General features: G+C 64.6%; 18 protein-coding genes and 3 pseudogenes. 12 read left to right on the forward strand and 9 right to left on the reverse strand.

All coding sequences use genetic code 11. The features are described from left to right. The first annotated feature begins 5 nt into the window (after positions 1-5). From HAP48_RS45560 to HAP48_RS45575, 4 genes and pseudogenes are all read left to right on the forward strand, one after another. A complete protein-coding gene (locus tag HAP48_RS45560) occupies positions 6-1,178 on the forward strand; it encodes a M20 aminoacylase family protein (RefSeq protein ID WP_166206657.1) in 1,173 nt (390 codons plus the stop codon). Beyond that, the gene (locus tag HAP48_RS45565) at positions 1,171-2,589 is read left to right on the forward strand and encodes an amidase (protein ID WP_166206659.1); all 1,419 of its coding nucleotides are present in this window, start codon (positions 1,171-1,173) and stop codon (positions 2,587-2,589) included. The genes HAP48_RS45560 and HAP48_RS45565 overlap by 8 nt, the downstream gene beginning before the upstream one ends. 134 nt (positions 2,590-2,723) lie before the next feature. Then, a pseudogene (locus HAP48_RS45570) lies at positions 2,724-3,613 on the forward strand (crotonase/enoyl-CoA hydratase family protein). Then, entirely contained in the window at positions 3,610-4,287 is a 678-nt protein-coding gene (locus HAP48_RS45575) for an esterase/lipase family protein (RefSeq protein WP_166206661.1), read from the forward strand. The pseudogene HAP48_RS45570 and the gene HAP48_RS45575 overlap by 4 nt, the downstream one beginning before the upstream one ends. Here HAP48_RS45575 and HAP48_RS45580 read toward each other — a convergent pair whose 3' ends face one another. The 6 genes and pseudogenes from HAP48_RS45580 to HAP48_RS45605 form a co-directional block, all read right to left on the reverse strand. Then, positions 4,288-5,229 (reverse strand): methyl-accepting chemotaxis protein, encoded by a 942-nt coding sequence (locus HAP48_RS45580; RefSeq protein WP_210292766.1) that lies wholly within the window; start codon positions 5,227-5,229, stop codon positions 4,288-4,290. It lies immediately after the preceding gene. 42 nt (positions 5,230-5,271) lie between these two features. Then, a pseudogene (locus HAP48_RS50555) lies at positions 5,272-5,415 on the reverse strand (hypothetical protein); the annotation flags it as partial. 97 nt (positions 5,416-5,512) lie between these two features. Continuing rightward, positions 5,513-6,334 (reverse strand): annotated as a pseudogene (locus tag HAP48_RS45590) (nitrate- and nitrite sensing domain-containing protein); the annotation flags it as partial. A 112-nt stretch (positions 6,335-6,446) separates the two neighbouring features. Next, a complete protein-coding gene (locus HAP48_RS45595; RefSeq protein WP_166206665.1) occupies positions 6,447-7,421 on the reverse strand; it encodes an NADPH:quinone oxidoreductase family protein in 975 nt (324 codons plus the stop codon). Next, the gene (locus tag HAP48_RS45600) at positions 7,421-8,032 is read right to left on the reverse strand and encodes a 2-hydroxychromene-2-carboxylate isomerase (RefSeq protein ID WP_166206667.1); all 612 of its coding nucleotides are present in this window, start codon (positions 8,030-8,032) and stop codon (positions 7,421-7,423) included. The genes HAP48_RS45595 and HAP48_RS45600 overlap by 1 nt, the downstream gene beginning before the upstream one ends. Positions 8,033-8,169: 137 nt before the next feature. After that, on the reverse strand, positions 8,170-8,874 hold the full coding sequence (locus HAP48_RS45605; protein WP_166206670.1) for a glutathione binding-like protein: 705 nt from the start codon (positions 8,872-8,874) through the stop codon (positions 8,170-8,172). Positions 8,875-8,973: 99 nt separating this feature from the next. Here HAP48_RS45605 and HAP48_RS45610 point away from each other — a divergent pair, with 99 nt between their 5' ends. Then, positions 8,974-9,996, forward strand: a complete 1,023-nt coding sequence (locus tag HAP48_RS45610) for a methionine synthase (RefSeq protein ID WP_035976962.1) — start codon at positions 8,974-8,976, stop codon at positions 9,994-9,996. A gap of 16 nt (positions 9,997-10,012) precedes the next feature. Here the strand turns inward: HAP48_RS45610 and HAP48_RS45615 are convergent, their stop codons facing one another. Beyond that, on the reverse strand, positions 10,013-10,636 hold the full coding sequence (locus HAP48_RS45615) for a hypothetical protein (protein ID WP_166206673.1): 624 nt from the start codon (positions 10,634-10,636) through the stop codon (positions 10,013-10,015). A 170-nt stretch (positions 10,637-10,806) separates the two neighbouring features. Between HAP48_RS45615 and HAP48_RS45620 the strand changes: the two genes are divergently transcribed. Further along, on the forward strand, positions 10,807-11,973 hold the full coding sequence (locus HAP48_RS45620) for an integrase core domain-containing protein (RefSeq protein ID WP_224496526.1): 1,167 nt from the start codon (positions 10,807-10,809) through the stop codon (positions 11,971-11,973). A gap of 166 nt (positions 11,974-12,139) precedes the next feature. Here the strand turns inward: HAP48_RS45620 and gpt are convergent, their stop codons facing one another. After that, positions 12,140-12,667, reverse strand: coding sequence for a xanthine phosphoribosyltransferase (gene gpt, locus HAP48_RS45625; RefSeq protein ID WP_166206676.1), 528 nt, complete (start codon positions 12,665-12,667; stop codon positions 12,140-12,142). Between the two features lie 6 nt (positions 12,668-12,673). After that, on the reverse strand, positions 12,674-13,426 hold the full coding sequence (locus tag HAP48_RS45630) for a competence/damage-inducible protein A (RefSeq protein ID WP_166206680.1): 753 nt from the start codon (positions 13,424-13,426) through the stop codon (positions 12,674-12,676). A gap of 225 nt (positions 13,427-13,651) precedes the next feature. Between HAP48_RS45630 and HAP48_RS45635 the strand changes: the two genes are divergently transcribed. From HAP48_RS45635 to HAP48_RS45660, 6 genes are all read left to right on the forward strand, one after another. Next, positions 13,652-15,070, forward strand: a complete 1,419-nt coding sequence (locus HAP48_RS45635; protein ID WP_166206683.1) for a circularly permuted type 2 ATP-grasp protein — start codon at positions 13,652-13,654, stop codon at positions 15,068-15,070. Between the two features lie 8 nt (positions 15,071-15,078). Further along, complete coding sequence (locus HAP48_RS45640) at positions 15,079-16,026, forward strand: alpha-E domain-containing protein (protein WP_166206686.1); 948 nt, start codon at positions 15,079-15,081, stop codon at positions 16,024-16,026. 135 nt (positions 16,027-16,161) lie between these two features. Further along, complete coding sequence (locus HAP48_RS45645; protein WP_166206689.1) at positions 16,162-17,004, forward strand: transglutaminase family protein; 843 nt, start codon at positions 16,162-16,164, stop codon at positions 17,002-17,004. 194 nt (positions 17,005-17,198) lie between these two features. Further along, complete coding sequence (locus HAP48_RS45650; RefSeq protein ID WP_166206692.1) at positions 17,199-17,624, forward strand: carboxymuconolactone decarboxylase family protein; 426 nt, start codon at positions 17,199-17,201, stop codon at positions 17,622-17,624. Positions 17,625-17,998: 374 nt separating this feature from the next. After that, positions 17,999-18,217 carry a hypothetical protein gene (locus tag HAP48_RS45655; protein WP_166206695.1) on the forward strand — a complete coding sequence of 73 codons (219 nt, stop codon included), beginning with the start codon at positions 17,999-18,001 and terminating at the stop codon, positions 18,215-18,217. Positions 18,218-18,588: 371 nt separating this feature from the next. After that, a complete protein-coding gene (locus HAP48_RS45660; protein ID WP_224496852.1) occupies positions 18,589-18,882 on the forward strand; it encodes a GYD domain-containing protein in 294 nt (97 codons plus the stop codon). Positions 18,883-18,967: the final 85 nt, after the last annotated feature.

The raw sequence follows: 18,967 nt of genomic DNA on the forward strand, positions 1-18,967 counted from the left end.
AAACCATGCCGACCATTGAGCGCATCGACAGTTTTGCCGACGAACTCACTGCCATCAGACGGGATCTGCATGCGCATCCCGAGATCGGCTTCGAGGAGGTCCGCACCTCCGGCATCGTCGCCGACAAGCTGACGAGTTGGGGCATCGAAGTGCATCGCGGCCTCGGCGGCACCGGCGTGGTCGGCGTGCTCAAGGGCAAGGGCAGCGGCACCAAAAAGATCGGCCTGCGCGCCGACATGGACGCGCTGCCGATGGAGGAGAACACCAATCTGAAGTGGCGTTCGACCATTCCCGGCCGCTTCCACGGCTGCGGCCATGACGGCCACACCACGATGCTGCTCGGCTCGGCGCGCTATCTCGCCGAGACCCGCAATTTCGACGGCACCGTGCATTTCATCTTCCAGCCGGCCGAGGAAGGCCTCGGCGGCGCCCGCGCCATGATCAAGGACGGCCTGTTCAAGCAATTCCCCTGCGACGAGGTCTATGGCCTGCACAACGCGCCCGACCTGAACCATGGCGAGATCGCCATCCTGCCGGGCCCGGCGATGGCCGGTGCCGACTTCTTCGACATCAAGATCCACGGCTACGGCGCCCATGGCGCGATGCCGGAACGCTCCAAGGATGCGGTGGTGATCGCGATGACGCTTGGACAGGCGATCCAGTCGATCGTCAGTCGCAATGTCGATCCGCTGCAGCCGGCGGTGGTCTCGATCACCCAGATTCACTCCGGCTCCGCCTACAACGTCATTCCGGGCGAAGCCTGGTTGTGCGGCACCGTGCGCGCCTTCGACGACGACACCCGTGCCCTGATCCGCAAGCGCATGCGCGCGATCTGCGCCGGCATGGCCGCGGCCTATGACGTCGAGATCGAGGCCGATATCCGCGACACCTTCAGCGTGCTGGTGAACCAGGAAGAGCAGTCCCGCGTGGTCGAGGAAGTCGCGCGCACCGTCGTCGATCCGGCCAAGGTGCTCACCCGCTCGACGCCCAAGATGGGCAGCGAAGATTTCGCCGACATGATGCAGGCCATTCCCGGCGCGTATTTCTGGGTTGGCCATGACGGTTCGGTGCCCGTGCACAATCCCGGTTACGTTCTCGACGACAAGATCCTGCCGATCGGCGCCAGCATGTTTGCCCGCATCATCGAGAAACGCATGCCGGCAGGTGCCCATGCATAAGCCGAAAGCGGACACCATCACATCGCTGCACGATCTCACGGCCGTCGACCTGCTCGCAGGCTACCGTGCCAAGCAGTTCTCGCCCTCCGAAGTGCTTGAGGAAATCATCTCCCAGGTCGCGACCTGGGAGCCGCACATCAAGGCGCTTTATCTGTACGACCCTGACGGAGCGCGGAAGGTCGCCAAGACCGCAACCGAGCGCTGGCAGCAAGGCGAGCCGGTCGGCACGCTCGATGGCGTGCCCGTCACCATCAAGGACAACGTTGCGACCAAGGGCCAGCCGGTGCCGCTGGGTGCCGCGAGCGTCAAGCTCGCGCCGGCGGAGAAGGATGCGCCGCCCGCGGCGCGGCTGCGCGAAGCCGGCTGCGTGATCTTCTCCAAGACCACGATGCCGGATTACGGCATGCTGTCGTCGGGACTGTCGTCGTTCCATCCCCTCACCCGCAATCCCTGGGATGTCAGCAAGAACCCCGGCGGCTCGAGCGCCGGCGCCGGCGCGGCCGGCGCCGCCGGCTATGGTCCCTTGCATCTCGGCACCGATATCGGCGGCTCGGTGCGGCTGCCGGCCTCCTGGTGCGGCCTCGTCGCCCTGAAGCCGAGCCTCGGCCGCGTGCCGATCGACCCACCCTATGTCGGCCGCGTCGCCGGTCCGATGACCCGCACCGTCGACGACGCCGCGCTGATGATGAGCGTGCTGTCGCGCCCCGACCGCCGCGACGGCATGAGCCTGCCGGCGCTTGAGGTGAACTGGAAGGCGATCGAGAAGTCGCCGCGCAAGCTGCGCATCGGGCTGATGCTCGACGCCGGGGCCGGCCAGAAGGTCGAGAAGGAGGTCCGCGAAATCGTCGTCAAGGCAGCGAAGGCGTTCGAATCCGCCGGCGCCGTCATCACCGAGATCGACGGCATCCTGACTCCGGAGATGCTCGAGGGGCTCGACAATTTCTGGCGGGCGCGGACCTGGGACGAGCTGTCGAAATTGCCGCAGGCCGACCGCGGCAAGACCCTGCCCTATATCCTCAACTGGGCCGAGGCCGGCGCAAAGCTCTCCGGTGTCGATGTGATGCGCGGCTTCAACATGACCATGGCGATCCGCGCGGCCGCCGCAAAACTGTTCTGCGAGTTCGACTATGTGATCTCACCGGTGTCGCCGGTGGTGAACTTCCCGGCGGAGTTCGCAGCCCCACTCAACGACCCCGCAAAGCCGTTCGAGCACATCTGCTTTACCGTGCCGTGGAATATGTCGGAGAACCCGGCGCTGTCGATCAACGGCGGCTACGACAAGAAGGGCTTTCCGATCGGCGTCCAGATCATCGGCCGCCGCTTCGACGACATCGGCGTGCTCGGCATGGGCAAGGCTTTCGAAGCCCTGCGCGGCCCGCAGGAGCCGTGGCCGACGCCGCCGAAGAAGTAGCGCCTCAACGCAAGTCGCGATGCGCGAAACCACGTCGCGCATGCGACTTCTTCACAAGGGATGATTGCCGGGTTAACTGGATGGAGACGCGCGTTGCGCCGCCCATTCAAGAAAACCGAGAGGAAATCATCCCCATGGCGTATGAGACGATCACGTACGAGGTCGCCGAGCAGATCCTGACCATCACGCTGAACCGGCCCGACAAACTCAACGCCTTCAAGCCACGATGCAGCAGGAGCTGATCGACGCGTTCGACAAGGCCGACAAGGACGACGACGTCAGGGCCATCATCGTCACCGGCGAAGGCCGCGGCTTCTGCGCCGGCGCCGACCTGTCCTCCGGCGCCAACACCTTCGACCGCGATGCGCGGCGCGGTCCGGTCAAGCGGCATGCGGACGGCAGCGTCGACTACAGCGATCCGCAGGTGCGCGACGGCGGCGGCCAGGTGACGCTGCGCATCTTCAAGTGCCTGAAGCCGGTGATCGCCGCGGTGAACGGTCCGGCGGTCGGCATCGGCGTCACCATGCAGCTGGCGATGGATATCCGCATCGCGTCGGAGGCCGCGCGCTTCGGCTTCGTGTTCTCCCAGCGCGGCATCGTGCCGGAGGCGGCCTCGAGCTGGTTCCTGCCGCGCATCGTCGGCATCTCGCAGGCGCTGGAGTGGTGCTATTCCGGCCGCGTCTTCCCGGCACAGGAAGCGCTCGCCGGCCGGCTCGTCAGCAAGGTGGTGACGCCGGACGATCTGTTGCCGACCGCGCGCGCGCTCGCCAAGGAGTTCGCAGCCAAGACCGCGCCGGTGTCGGTGGCGCTGATCCGCCAGATGATGTGGCGCATGATGGGCGCCGACGATCCGATGGAGGCGCACAAGGTCGACAGCCGCGGCATCTATGCCCGCGGCCGCTCCGACGACGTCAAGGAAGGCGTGGTGTCGTTCCTGGAAAAGCGCCCGGCGCAGTTCAAGAACAAGGTGTCGTCTGATATGCCCGACTATTTCCCGTGGTGGCAAGAGCGCGACTATAAGTGAGCGAGCGGCGTCCCGCGGCGTCTCCATCTGACGGCGTCGTCCTGCTGCACGGTATCAGCAGGACGGCGCGCTCGTTTCGCAGGATGGAGCTGGCGCTTGACGATGCCGGCTTTGCTACCCTCAATCTCGACTATGACAGCCGGCGCAAGCCGCTCGATGCGCTGGCGGAAGACATCCATCCGGCGCTCGACCGGTTCGCGCACAGCCTCGACGGCGCCGTGCATTTCGTCTGCCATTCGATGGGCGGGCTGCTGGCTCGCGTCTATCTGGCACAACATCGTCCGGCCCGGCTCGGCCGCGTCGTGATGCTGGGTACGCCGAATGGCGGCAGCGAGATCGCCGACCGCCTGAAAAACCTCGCCGCCTATCGCGCCTTCTTCGGTCCGGCCGGCCAGCAGCTCGTCACCCGCCGCGATGCCGCGACCAGCGCGTTGCTGCCGGCGATCGATTACCCGACCGGCGTCATCGCCGGCAATCGCTCGATCTATCCGATCACGTCCATCGGCCTGCCGCGGCCGCATGACGGACGGGTGTCGGTCGCCAACACCCGGCTCGACGGCATGGCCGATCACATCGTGATCCGCACCTCGCATCCCTGGCTGGTGCGCAACAGGGATGCGATCGCGCAGACCATCGCATTCTTGCACGACGGACAGTTCGCAAAGACGCGGTGATCAGGCAGCCTTGATGCTGTCGATGAAGCCCTCGACGTGGATGCGCATCCGCGCAGACTGGCGCGACAGTTCTTCCGAAGCGCCGAGCACCTGGCTGGCGGCTGCCCCGGACTCCTCCGCCGCACCGGTGACCGCGCCGATATTGCCCGAGATATCGCCGGTCCCCTTGGCCGCGTGCTGGACGTTGCGCGCGATCTCCTGGGTCGCCGCGCCCTGCTGCTCGACGGCGCTGGCGATCGACGAGGCGATCTCGTTGATCTCGTCGATCGTGACGGTCATGCCCCGGATCGCGGTCACGACGTCGCCGGACGTCGCCTGGATTGCGCCGATCTGGGCCCGGATCTCGTCGGTCGCCTTGGCGGTCTGTTCCGCAAGCGTCTTCACCTCGGCAGCAACCACGGCAAAGCCGCGGCCGGCATCGCCGGCCCGCGCCGCCTCGATCGTGGCATTGAGCGCCAGCAAATTGGTCTGGCTCGCGATTTCGCTGATCAGCTTGACGACGTCGCCGATCTTCTCGGCGGCGGCGGAGAGCCCCTGTACCGTCTCATTGGTGCGCCGCCCGTCGGCCGCCGCACGCTGCGCGATTTGCGCCGACTGTGTCACCTGACGCCCGATCTCGCCGACCGAGCTCGACAATTCCTCGGTCGCGGCCGCAACTGTCTGCATGTTGCTGGACGCCGCCTGCGTCGCTTCCGCCACGCTTGCCGCCTGGTCGCTGGTCTTGCCCGCGCTCCTGTTCATCAGTGCAGACGTTGCCTCGAGCTGTGATGACGCCGATATCACGGCCTCGATGACCACGCCGATGTCGTCATGAAATTGATTGGTGAGCTCGCCGACGCGTGCGGCGCGGGCCGCACGCTGGTTGACGGCTTCGCTATCCTTCGCGGCGAGCTCGGCCGAGCGGATCATGCTCTCCTTGAAGAACTGAACTGCCCGCGCCATCACGCCGATCTCGTCGCCGCGATCGGTGGCGTCGACCTTGAGATCGAGATTCCCCTCGGCGAGCCTCGTCATATTGGACGCCAGCGTATTGATCGGCCCGGTGATGCTGCGCGCCATCGCCAGCACCGCGAGCGATCCCACCAGCAGCGCCAGCAGCATCAGGCCGGCGACGATGCCGAGGCTCATGGTCGCCTCTTCCTTCTTGTCGGCCAATCAGGCGCGACAATTCGGCGGCAAGACCATCCTCGACCGTCTTGAGCATATCGATCCGGACAGTGGCGGCATCGAACCATGATTTGCTGTCGAGCGACTTGAAGTCACCCGCGAGCCCGCCCTGCTCTACCGTCTTGCGCATGGCGCTGAAGGAATCGATAGCGCCGCCCGACATCGATCGGGCGAACAACTCACGCGCTTTCCGCGACGCAGCAGCACGGAATGCACTGAAGAAGCTCTCCTGCGCCGCGGCCAGGCCGACCGCGCGCACATAGAGCTGAGGATCGAAGCGACCTGCCGCGATGCCACCAGCGACGGCGGCACGTTCCTGCCCGGCGCGCTCCTTGCCCTCGATCAAACTGGCGTAGGCGGCGATGGACTTCGAGATGTCGTCATCGCTGCTGAGTTTGGCAATGCCGGTGATCACGGTGATGAGCCGGCCGATCGTATCGGTGAGATAACCGACGGCAGCCGGCGGCGCGATGGTCAATCCGTCGATATCGGTGCGGCGCTGCTCGAGCTGGCCAAGCCCGTCCTGGGCAGATTGCGCGGCCGTGGCGAGATCTACGGTGCCCGATTGCTTGAGACCGGCGAGCACTGACGTGGCGACCGACCGTTCCGCGTCGGTGCGCTTGCGTTGCTCGCCGAGTTCGGTGCGCATCTGGGCGCCCTTGCTGCCGAGATAAGCCGACGACAGGCCCCGCTCGCGCTGCAGCTCGTGCACCAGCCGGCTGAGCTTGCCGACGCCCTCGGCAATCGGCTTGATGCGGGTCATGTCTGTTCGAACCGACCACCTCGCCGAGATGTCGTAGACCGCGAGCGCCACGAACGCGATCAAGGGCAGCACGGCGGAGAAAGCAATGCGATAAAGTATCTTGGTGTTCTTGAACATGCCTCAACCCCGGGTTGGATCATGCCTACATTCGATTGGTAAAAAAGCCCTGCGGCAGCGCCGCTGAAGTTTTGGGCAGGTGCTGCGCAGAACACGTGCAAAGCAGGTAGTTCTACCCAGTGATCAGCGCCACACGCCCGATGGCCTTGCGCTCGATCAGGAGCCGCATCGCCTTCGCATAATCCTCCAGCGGCAACCGGTGCGAGATGTTTGGCCGCACCCGGCCCGCCTCGGCCCATTCGCTCAGCGCTTTGAACCTGACCTCGCCGAGCGCGGGGTTCTTCCGCACCGCCTCGCCGGCGCGAACGCCGAGCACACTCGCGCCCTTGATCATCAACAGATTGGTGCGGGCGAGACCGATGCCGCCGGTAAAGCCGACGACGAGAATCCGCGCGCCCCAGTTGATGCAGCGCATCGAGTTCTCGAATACCTCGCCGCCAACCGGATCGAACACGACGTCGGCGCCACGGCCGTCGGTGAGGCGCTTGACCGCGTCACGGAACGGCTCGCGCGCGTAGAGCACGAGATGATCTGCGCCGCGCGCTTTGGCGATTGCCAATTTCTCCTCGCTGGAGGCCGCCGCGATCACGGTGGCGCCGAGCAGCTTGCCGATCTCGACCGCGGCAAGCCCGACGCCGCCGCCGGCGCCGTGCACCAGCAGCACCTCGCCGGGCTGGATCCGCCCGCGATCGATCAGCGCGTGATACGCCGTGCCGTGCGCGGCAAGGAAGGTCGCGCCTTCCGCATAGTCGAAGGTCGACGGCACCGGCACGAGCTGCGACGGCACGGCGACCGTCTCGTCGCAATAGGCGCCGAAGCGCATCTTGACGATCACCTTGTCGCCGACGGCGACACCAGCGGCATCGTTGACCTCAACGACGTCTCCGGCGGCTTCCGAGCCCGGCGTGAACGGCAGCGGCGGCTTGAGCTGGTACTCGCCGGCGGCCATCAGGATGTCGGGGAAATTGATCCCGGCGGCGCGGATCGCAACACGCACCTCGCCCGGCTTCAGCGGCACCGAGGCGAAGTTTTCCAGCTGCAGGCGCTCGGGCGGGCCGAGCTCGCGGCAAACAACGGCTTTCGGCATCAGGCAGCTCGCGCCTTGAGACGTGCCAGCGCCTCGCGGATCAACGGCAGGCGGTCGTTGCCGAAATACATGTCGGTCTTGTCGAGATAGATCGTGGGCGAGCCGAAGCCGCCGCGCGCCATCACCTCCTCGGTGTTGGCCTTGAGCTGGTCCTTGATCGCCTGATCGCCGATGCCGGCAAGGAATTTTGCGGGATCGATCCTGACCTTGGTGCAGATCTCGGTCAGCACCGCGTCTTGCGAGATGTCCTTGTCATCGCCCCAATAGGCCTCGAACACGGCGCGGGCGAACGGCACCATCTTCTCGTTGCCGAGAAGGATGCAGCCGCGCATCGCCTTCACGCTGTTCACCGGGAACACGGTCGGCGGCATCTTGATCGCAAGGCCGGCCGAGCGCGCCCAGTCGGCGAGATCCTTCTTCATGTAGCGCGCCTTCAGCGGCACCGGCGTCTCGCGCTGCGCGTAGACCGATGGATTGACGGTGTTGAAGATGCCGCCGACCAGGATCGGCCGCCACGTAATTTCGGCGCCGAACTCCTTCGCGAGCGACTGGATGTTGTGCCAGGCCAGATAGGTCCACGGGCTGGAACAGTCGAAGAAGAATTCGATCATTGGCGTTTCCCTTTTTGTGATGTTTGAATTGCTCTCTCCTCCGTCATTGCGAGGAGCGAAGCGACGAAGCAATCCATGTCTCCGCGCGTGGCGCGATGGATTGCTTCGCTTCGCTCGCAATGACGGCGTAGGAACATCTACTGTTTCCCCAACACTTCCCTGGCCTTTTGCCCGAACATATTCTTGCGTGATTCCTCGTCAAACGGCTCCTTGACGAATTTTCCGATCGCCAGCCCGGCCTGCACCTGCGGGCGGGCGCGCACGGCCGCGTACCAGCGCTTGATGTTCGGGTAATCGTCGAGAGTAAAGCCCTGCGCCTTGTGGGTCATGGTCCAGGGGAAGCAGGCGATGTCGGCAATCGAATAGTCGTCGCCGGCGATATAGGCGCCGGTCTTGCCGAGCTGGCGGTCGAGCACGCCGTAGAGCCGCGCCGTCTCGTCGCGGTAGCGCTCGATCGCATAGGGAATCTTCTCGGCCGCATAGAGCGCGAAATGGCCGTGCTGGCCGAGCATCGGCCCAAGGCCGCCCACCTGCCACATCACCCATTGGATGACGTTCGACCGCGCACGCAGCTCCCGGGACAGGAAACGGCCGGTCTTGTCGGCGAGATAGATCAGGATCGCACCGGTCTCGAACACCGGGAACGGCCCGCCGCCGTCGGCAGGCGCATGGTCGACGATCGCAGGGATGCGGTTGTTCGGGCTGATCGGCAGGAATTCGGGTCGAAACTGCTCGCCGGCGCGGATGTTGACCGGGATCACCTGATAGGGCAGCCCCAGTTCCTCCAGCATGATCGAGATCTTCCAGCCGTTCGGCGTCGGCGCGTAGTGCAGGTCGATCATCGGCGTCCTATTCCCCATCACAAAGACTTTTGTTGTTCTGTACCTCCACCTTAGGACATGGCACACAGGCGCTCAATCAGAACCCATCGGGAGGCACCCATGCTGTTTCCAACCACGATCGCAGGCTCCCTGCCGAAGCCGGAATGGCTCGCCGAACCGAACATGTTGTGGGCGCCCTGGAAGTCGGACGGCGCCGAGCTCGCCCGCGCCAAGCGCGATGCCACGGTGCTTGCGGTCAAGCTGCAGGAGGATGCCGGCGTCGACATCGTCACCGAGGGCGAGCAGGCGCGCCAGCACTTCGTGCACGGTTTTCTGGAGCGGATCGAGGGCATCGATTTTGCCCACAAGGTCGAGATGGGCATCCGCAAGGACCGCTACAAGGCGATGGTGCCGCAGGTGGTCGCACCGCTGCAACTCAAGGGCCGTGTCCACGAAAGCGAGGCGCGCGCGGCACGCGCCCACACCAAAAACAGGCTGAAGTTCACCCTGCCCGGCCCGATGACGATCATCGATACCATCGCCGACCAATACTATGGCGACCGCGTGAAGATGGCCTTCGCCTTCGCCGAGCTGTTGAACCAGGAAGCCAGGGCGTTGCAGGCCGACGGCGTTGACATGATCCAGTTCGATGAGCCCGCGTTCAATGTCTACATGGATGAGGTCCGCGACTGGGGCATCAAGGCGCTGGAGCGCGCCGCCGAGGGCCTGACCTGCGCCACGGCGGTTCACATCTGCTACGGCTACGGCATCAAGGCCAACACCGACTGGAAGCAGACGCTCGGCGGCGAGTGGCGGCAATATGAAGAGACTTTCCCGGTGATCGACAAGAGCACGATCCAGCAGGTCGCGATCGAATGTCGCAACTCGAAGGTGCCGATCGAGCTGCTCGCGGCGTTGCCCGGCAAGATCGTGCAGGCCGGCGTGATCGACGTCGCCAGCGACGAGGTCGAGACCGCCGAAGATGTCGTCAAGGTGATCGAGGCGGTCGCGAAATTCGTGCCGAAGGGCAACATCATCGCGACCACCAATTGCGGCATGGCGCCGATGCGGCGGGACATCGCCGAAGCCAAGCTGATTGCGCTCGGTGCGGGTGCAAAGCTGGCACGGCAGCGGCTGGCGTGAGGGTCGCGCCTGCGGCTCAGTCCGGAGCAGCCGCAGCGCTCGGATGCAACACCGGCCGGTAGCCGGCCTCAAAAGCGCGGACGGTTGACGGCGGCGTCAGCAGCATCGCGGGACCGGTCACGTCAGCCCGGTCGTAACCGGCGAACGACCAACGCAACGTCTTGCCATTGGCGACGAGATAGGTTTCCCCGTTCGCCTGCACCATCGTGCCGTCGGGCAGCCCGGCTATTGGCAGCAGCAGCGGATGCAGCCGCTTCTTGCCGCGATCGAGCCGCTCGGCGTGCAGCACCGCATCCATCGCCTTGGCACTGAGATCGCTGACGCCGTTGCCGCTCTCCCAGCAGCTGCGAAACCGCTTGGCGTCGTCGCGGCGGCAATAAAAGCACGGCCGGTGCCCGGCTGCGAAGGCGGTGGCTTCATCGAGGAAGAACAGCTCGGTCCAGCTCTGCCGGCTCATCACCTTGCGCCGCCGTCCCCTGAACTCGCAGACACAGGTCAGCCACGCCGGCGACGACCAGCGCTTGTTCAAGAGCGTCCGCGTCGCCGGATCGTGGATGATGCCGCGATTGCCGGTGAAGGTGCCGCGATGCTCTGACGCGACGATGTCTCCGGTCGGTGTGACGCGGTTCTGCAGGGGCATGCTCTTCCTTCTCCCTCTCCCCGCTCTTGCGGGGAGAGGGTTGGGGTGAGGGGCTATATCCGGGTACAGACCGGATAGATACCCGACAGTTTAGACCGGCATGATTGCCGACAGGTTTCTAGAAGCATCGGCGGGAGGGCCCGACGATGCCGTTCAGAGAGACCAGTCGGATGGAAGAGCGTATCCGGATGCTTATGGAGTACGAGAGCGGGAACTGGAGCGTGTCGGAGTTGTGCCGCCGTCACGGTATCTGCCGCGACACGTTTTACGCATGGCGCCAGCGGAAGCAGAGCGGCGATCCGGAGTGGTTCAGGGACCGTTCGCACGCGCCGCAGCAATGCCGACAAACGACCGATGCGGCGATTGCAGAGAAGGTGATCGCGGCTCGGCAGCGCTTTCCCTATCTGGGACCGCGCAAGCTGCTCGCCCTGCTTGACCGCCAGGCGCCGGAGATCGATTGGCCGGCGGCGTCGACGATTGGGAGCATTCTCAAGCGCGCGGGGCTGATCTCGCCGGTGAAGCGCCGCCGCCGTCCGCTCGACCAGCGGCGTCCCTGCACGCCGGTGCAGGAGCCGAACGACGAGTGGAGCGTGGACTTCAAGGGTTGGTTCCGCACCCGCGACCAGTGCCGGATTGATCCGTTGACGGTGGCTGACAGCCACAGTCGCTTCCTGATCGAACTGCAGATCGTCGCACCGACGACCGAGGGCGTCCGCCCCCGCTTCGAGAGGGCTTTCCGCGAGCATGGCCTGCCGCGGGCAATCCGCTGCGACAATGGTTCGCCGTTCGGCTCGCGCGGCGCCGGCGGTCTCACCACATTGTCGGTCTGGTGGCTGAAGCTCGGCATTACGCCGCACTTCATCCGTCCGGCCTCGCCGCAGGAGAACGGTCGCCATGAGCGCATGCATCGCACCTTGAAGGCGCAAACATCGAGCCCACCGGCAGATAATGCGTCCGAGCAACAGGCCCGCTTTGACGCCTTCCGAGAGCATTACAATAAGGAACGTCCTCACGAAGCGCTGGGCCAACGGCCGCCGGAGGACGCCTATCGAGCATCTCAACGCACCATGCCGGATCGCGAGCAAGACCCCTGGTATGACGCCGATCACCAGGCCCGCCGTGTTCGCGGCAATGGGGAGATTAAATGGAAAGGCAAGTTCGTCTTTATCGGTCAGGCGCTGGTGAACGAACTTGTCGGCATCGCCGAACTCGATACCGGTGACCACGTCGTCCGCTTCTGCGACCTCGACGTCGGTCTCATCGACCGCCGCGGCCTGTTCACCCGGTTCGCTCCGCCTCGTGAGGGGCTGCGCGAACCGGGCGAACAGACCGCTTAACCCAAACTGTCGGGGATCATGCCGGTCCAAAATGTCGGGAATCATGCCGGTTGAACACCGCAAAGATAGTGAGAGATGAACTCGCGGTGAGTCCCATCACCCGGATCGCATTCCGCTTCGCTACATGCGCTCCGACCTCTCCCCGCAAGCGGGGCGAGGTGACTCTCTAGGCCGCCCCGTCGCGGATCGGCGGCTGGAACGACAGTGCGGTATCCCAGGGAAAGAAGATCCAGGTGTCCTGCGACACTTCGGTGATGTAGGTGTCGACCAGCGGCCGGCCCTTCGGCTTAGCGTAGACGGTTGCGAAATGTGCGTCGGGCAACAGCTCGCGCACCAGCTTGCCGGTCTTGCCGGTATCGACGAGGTCGTCGACGATCAGCAGCCCCTTGCCGGTGCCGCCTCCGAGCTTGGCGGTCTGCTCCGAAATGCCCTTGAGCACTTTCAGGTCGCCCTGCTTGTCATGATCGTAGCTTGCGACGCAGACAGTATCGATCACCCGCAAGCCGAGCTCGCGCGCCACGATCGCCGCCGGCACCAGCCCGCCGCGGGTGATCGCGATCACCGCGTGGAACGGGCCGACCTCGTTGAGCCGCCAGGTCAGCGCCCGGCAATCCCGATGGAATTGATCCCACGAGACCGGGAACGGCCTGCCGGCCCGCTCCTGCGCGCTCGGTTCAGAATTTCGCTCGACCATATCGCTTCAACCCGCCGGCTTTTTCTGCGCGGCCTGCACCTGCTTCAGCATCTCCTTCACCGCGGCCATCGCCGCGGCAAGCTTCTCCGAATCGCGCGAGCGCACCACCAGATTGGTGTTCGGTTTCTGGTTCTCATCCTGGAAAGGATAGCTGCCGATGATGGTGTCGGGATGGGCCTCCGCGATCGTCCGCAGCGGGCCGCCGATATCGCCTTCCCGCGCGTCGGCGCGGACCGAATCCGACAGCATCCGCTGGCCGGATTTCAAGGTCGGCGCCACGATGTCCATCATCGCCTGCATGATGGTGGGGATACCGGCCATCACGATGACATTGCCGAGCTTGAAGCCCGGCGCCAGGATGGTCGCGCTCTGGATCAGCTCGGCGCCGTCGGGCACCCGGGCCATCCGGAGCCGCGCCTCGTTGAGGTCCTGCTCACTCCAGCGCTCCCTGAACCGCGCCACCACGTCGGGATGATGGTGGATCTCGACCCCGAACGCCTTCGCGACGCTGTCGGCGGTGATGTCGTCATGGGTCGGCCCGATGCCGCCGGTGGTGAACACGTAGTTGTATCTATGCCGCAGCGCATCAAGGGCTGCGATGATATCGGCCTCGTCGTCGGCGACGACGCGGACCTCCTTCAGGTCGATGCCGATATTGGTCAGGTATTCGGCGATGAAGCCGATGTTCTTGTCCTTGGTCCGGCCGGACAGGATCTCGTCGCCGATCACCAATATCCCCGCCGTGACGATCTCGCTCATGGTCTCATTCCCTAACTTGATCCCCTGACATTGCCGACCCAATGCCTTGATGTCACGAGGTTTTGCCGCCGAATTAAGCAGACCTCAGCCGGTTTTTCGGGCAGGCCTTCCGTCTCACCCTTAGCAAATGCCATAAGCCAATGCATATCGCGCTGGCCCGCCCCTTGCTACCATCCCATCAAGTCATGCACTGTGTCACATGGCTTGGGAGGGCAGTCGGGATATATGGCAGTCGCGTTCGATGAGATGAATGGCCTCGGCGAGGACCTTCGCCCGGCCTACCAGGAGCTCTCCCGCTGGCTCAAAGAGACGCCGCCGGATGCGCTCGAATATCGACGCCAGGAAGCGGAGCTGCTGTTCCGCCGGATCGGCATCACCTTCGCGGTCTATGGCGATACCGAAGCCCAGGAGCGGCTGATCCCGTTCGACGTCATTCCGCGCATCATGTCCGCGAACGAATGGACGCTGCTGGAGAAAGGCCTCAAGCAGCGCGTGCTCGCGCTCAACATGTTCCTCAAGGACATCTATCACGGCCGCGACATTCTGCGCGCCAACGTCATCCCCGAGGACCTGATCTTCCAGAACCCGGTGTTCCGGCCGGAGATGAACGGCCAGGACGTGCCGCACGACATCTACGTGCACATCGCCGGCATCGACATCATCCGCACCGACCCCGACAACTTCATCGTGCTGGAGGACAATGCGCGCACGCCGTCCGGCGTCTCCTACATGCTGGAAAACCGCGAGATCATGATGCGGCTGTTTCCGGACCTGTTCGCGCGGCACCGCGTCGCGCCGGTGGAGCGTTATCCGGATGAGCTGTTGTCGGCGCTGCGCTCGGTGGCGCCGCACAGCGCCTCCGCCGAACCGACGGTGGCGCTGATGACGCCCGGCGTCTACAACTCGGCCTATTACGAGCACTCGTTCCTCGCCGACAAGCTCGGCATCGAGCTGGTCGAGGGACGCGACCTCATCGTCAAGAACGACGAGGTGTTCATGCGCACCACCGAGGGGCTGAAGCGGGTCGACGTGATCTACCGACGCGTCGACGACGATTTCCTCGACCCCCTCACCTTCCGTCCGGATTCCGCGCTCGGCGTTCCCGGGCTGATGTCGGCCTATGCGGCCGGCAACATCACGCTCGCCAATGCGGTCGGCACCGGCATCGCCGACGACAAGGCGATCTATTCCTACATGCCCGACATCGTGAAGTTCTACCTCAGCGAGGAGCCGATCCTGAAGAACGTGCAGACCTGGCGCTGCCGCGAAGCGCAGGATCTGTCCTATGTGCTCGACAACCTCGCCGACCTCGTCGTCAAGGAGGTGCACGGCTCCGGCGGCTACGGCATGCTGATCGGCCCGGCCGCCACCAAGGCCACGATCGAGGCGTTCCGCGACAAGCTCAAGCGCGAGCCCGAAGGCTTCATCGCGCAGCCGACGCTGGCGCTGTCGACCTGCCCGACCTGCACCGACAAGGGCCTGGCGCCGCGCCATGTCGACCTCCGCCCGTTCGTGCTGACCGGCAGCAGGCAGACCACCATCGTGCCCGGCGGGCTGACCCGCGTCGCGCTGAAGGAAGGCTCGCTCGTGGTCAATTCCAGCCAGGGCGGCGGCACCAAGGACACCTGGATTCTAAGTGAGTAGTTGAAAGCATGCTGTCGCGCACCGCCGAAAATCTGTTCTGGCTCGCCCGTTATGTTGAACGCGCCGAATATCTGGCGCGCACGATCGATGCGACGCTGCGCGTCACCGCGCTGCCGGCGGCCTATGTCGGCAAGACCAATGAGTGGGATTCCGCGCTGCTCACCGCCGGCGTCGGCGCGAGCTTCTACGACCATTACGAGGAAGCCAACCAGCAGAACGTCGTCGAATATCTCTCCTTCTCGTCGGACAATCCCTCCTCGATCAAGAACTGCATCGAGGCGGCGCGGCTGAATTCACGCTCGGTGCGCACCGCGCTGACCTCGGAAATGTGGGACACCATCAATTCGGCCTGGATCGAGTTGCAGGCGGTGTGGGGCAAGGGCGGGACCGGCAGCCGCGAGGACCTGGCCAAATTCCTGCGCTTCGTGCAGGAGACCTCGCTGCGCTTCGACGGCTCGGCCTACCGCACCATGCTGCGCAACGACGCCTATTGGTTCTCGCGGCTCGGGGTCCATCTCGAGCGCGCCGACAACACCGCGCGCATTCTCGACGTGAAGTATCACATGCTGCTGCCCGAGGAGGAGCATGTCGGCGGCCCGCTGGACTATTACCAGTGGACCTCGATCCTGCGCTCGGTGTCGGCAACGACCGCCTATCACTGGGTCTACCGGGAAACCCTGAAACCCTGGCTGATCGCGGACCTTCTGATCCTCAATGACACGCTGCCGCGGTCGCTCGCCAGCTGCTACAGCAACCTCGTGCGCAATCTGGACCAGATCGGCGTCGCGTACGGCCGCCAGGGCGCCGCCCAGCGCCACGCCCGCGGCATCAGGAACCGGCTCGAGCACAGCCATATGGACGACATCTTCCAGCACGGCGTGCACGAGTTCATCCAGGAATTCATCGCGGACAACTCACGGCTCGGTGAGATCGTCACCAAGCAGTACCTGATCTGACCGGTTTTGACGCAAAATCCCGTCATGACCGGGCTTGACCCGGCCATCCCCGTCTTGCTTTGAAGAGCAATAAGGAAGAAAGACGTGGATGCCCGGGACAAGCTCGGGAACGACGATCCCAACTCCGGTTGAGCCATGCGCCTGCGGATAGCCCACACCACCACCTATCGCTACGAGCCGCCGGCCTCGGGCGTGATCCAGATCTTGCGCATGACGCCGGGCAGCCATGACGGCCAATATGTCGCGGATTGGCAGATCGACGTCTCGACCGATTCCCGGCTCGACACCCATGAGGACGCTTTCGGCAACGTCACCCATGTGCTGACCCACGGCGCGATCAGCGACCTCACCATCCATTGCGAAGGCCTGGTCGAGACCCAGGACACCGGCGGCGTGCTGCGCGGCAGCGACGAGCGGTTTCCGCCAAGCCTGTTCCTGCGGCCCACGCCGCTGACCGACCTCAGCCCAGCCATGACCGCCTTCGTGCGCGAGCTGCGCGCGGAAGCCGGCGCCGACGTGCTCGGCTTCCTGCACGCGCTGATGGCGCAGATCTACGAGCACATGACGTTCGACGAGGATCCGACCAACAGCGCCACCTCGGCCTCCGAGGCGTTCGCGCTGAAGCGCGGCGTCTGCCAGGATTACGCGCACATCCTGATCGCGTGCGCGCGCGCCGGCGGCGTTCCGGCGCGGTTCGTTTCCGGCCACTTCCTGCGCTCCGACGGCATGGTCAACCAGCAGGCCGGCCATGCCTGGGCCGAGGCGTTCGTGCCCAATCTCGGCTGGGTCGGCTTCGACGCCGCCAACGGCATCTGCACCACCGACGCCCATGCCCGCGTCGCGATCGGCCTCGACTATCTCGGCGCCGCCCCGGTCCGCGGCACCCGCTATGGCGGCGGCAGCGAGACGCTGACGGTCGCGGTCAAGGTCGATCAGGCCGGGCGCCCCGGGCAGTGGCAGAGTCAGACGCAATCGTAAGGCTGATCCCTTTCTATGTCATTCCGGGGCGCGCTTCTTGGCGCCAACCTGGAATCCATTTCTCCACACAGCCTGTTGCGCGATGGATTCCGGGTTCTCGCTGCGCGAGCCCTGGAATGACGATGGTGGGTCGAGTGCGCAAAGGTCCTGCCGTGATATGATCGCAGTTCCGATCCGAACTAGCGAGACAAGCCATGGCCACCGTAAAGCTGCTCTCCGACGACGAACTCTCGCCGGAGGCGCGCGCCGTCTTCGACGACATCCGCGCGACGCGGAAGTCGGACTTCGTCAACAATTTCTGGCGTGCGCTCGCGCATGATCCAAAGACGCTGCGGCGGACCTGGGAGAGCATCAAGGAGGTGATGGCACCGGGCGCGCTGGATCCAAAGGTCAAGGAAATGCTCTATGTCGCGGTCTCGGTGGCCCATGGCTGCAGCTACTGCATCCATTCGCACACCGCGAGCGCCCGCGCCAAGGGCATGACCGAGGCCGAATATCTGGAAATGCTGGCGATCGTCGGCATGGCCGCCGAGACCAACCGCCTGGTCACGGCGCTCGGCGTGCCGGTAGACGAGGCGTTCCTCGTCGATGCACCGGCGGGAAGACATCAGGAATTGTGACGAACTCCCGCGGTCCCAGCCGACCAGTGCGCTGCAATGCAACAGCCTTTCGGTCAAACAGGCGCACAACACCATCGATCTGTAAGGCTCGACAAGCAGCTCGGCATCGGTGGCGAAGGCGGGAAACGGCCGGCTCATCGAACCGTCCGGCGCGAGGTAGTTGCGGCAGCGCACCTCAAGCGCGCAATAACGGGGAGCTCTTCACTTGCTTTCTTGCTGGCCACGCTCTCGCTCCTGGAGCGGTTCTGCGTCCCATGTTGCGACGATGCAATACCGGGGCAGCTTCGCTTTTGGCGCCTGCGTCGGCGGCTGGATCGCTGGGATCAATCGATGGGATCCGTGGAAACGGCGCCGCAATAGCGGTATAAGAGAGCATGGCAAATGGTCAGGTTGTCCTCGTAACAACTGAGCCGTTGGACGGCGGCCCGCCTATTCGCTCGGTCTTCTTCGTGGCTGAAGGAGATCCGGCAAAGGCCACGGCAATTATTGCGGAAATGATGGCCCCGAATGAAAGGGTCGAAGCGTGGGGGCAGCTTCCCGAAGCGGCTGTCAAAGCGCTCGGATTGAAACCGGGTGATTACACCCACACCTGACTTGCACCAGATGGCAGCCCGGCACGCGAAGGCCTTCTGCGGCTCTTATACGTGGTGTGACCTCAACGCAGCGTCTCGCCTACGCGAATTCCGGGTGATCGCTAAACCCCGTCAACGCGTTTGCGATCAAAACGCGGGGAGCCCTCTTTCTCCAGCAAACGACATGGCGTAATCTGTACCGAGCTGCCCTCTGAGACGGGACGGGCCGACGTCGCCGTCGGATGGAACAGGCAGCGGTCAGGCCGTCGGCAGGCATCGCAGTCTGAAAGCAGCGCCTGCCTTATGGGGCGCTCCCTCAACTTCAACATGAAGCACGTTGGCCTGCCGCACGCGCGGCAGACAAGGGCAGTGCGTAACCCTTGGAGGACGACATGGCGACATTCATAGTGAGGATCGACTGGACCGACCAGGGAATTCGTAACGTCAAGGACGCTCCCAAGCGCAGCCGAGCGGCGAAAGAGCTCGCCAAGACGCTTGGTGTCGAAATCAAGGAGGTCTATCTCACCTCCGGCGAGCATGACATCCTTCTCCTCGCCGAAGCGCCTCTCGGCGACAACATCACGAAACTCGCGCTCGCGCTCAGTTCTCAGGGAAACATACGGACCTGCACCTCACGGGCCTGGCCCGAGGCCGAGTGGACCAAGCTGATATCCGAGCTTCCGTAGCGGCTTCGGATGTCCCGATGCATCCCTGCGCGCTCTGACCGACGGGTGTCGTCGCGATCGTGACACGCCACGATCGGCGCTGCAC

Origin of the sequence: Bradyrhizobium septentrionale, assembly GCF_011516645.4 — a bacterium.
GTDB classification, from domain to species: Bacteria; Pseudomonadota; Alphaproteobacteria; order Rhizobiales; family Xanthobacteraceae; genus Bradyrhizobium; species Bradyrhizobium septentrionale.